At 67.5% G+C, this 255-nt stretch carries 1 protein-coding gene; it reads right to left on the bottom strand.

Annotated elements, in window-relative coordinates:
• A partial coding sequence (locus tag RVY79_RS20595; protein ID WP_317466455.1) for an MFS transporter occupies nucleotides 1-255 on the bottom strand: 255 nt, incomplete at both ends.

Below are 255 nucleotides of genomic sequence, written 5' to 3'. Positions count from 1 at the left end.
CCGGCAATGGCCAGCAGGATGAGGTTGCGGTTCTTGAGCAGCGCGAGGATGTCCGCACCCTTGATGCGCGCGAGCGGCGGCTCGCCTTCGGGCGCATCGCGCAGGACAATCCAGGCAACGACTGCGCACGCCAGCGTGATCCCCCCCAGCAGGCGGAAGGCGTTCTGCCAGCCATACCACTGCGAGATCGTGGGCACCGTGGCGTTAGTCAGCACCACGGCCAGCGACGTGGCGGTGGTGTAAAGCCCCATGGCG

The organism is Chromohalobacter sp. HP20-39, from assembly GCF_033052815.1.
Classification (GTDB): Bacteria; Pseudomonadota; Gammaproteobacteria; order Pseudomonadales; family Halomonadaceae; genus Chromohalobacter.
This window is presented reverse-complemented; position numbering and strand designations above follow the sequence as displayed.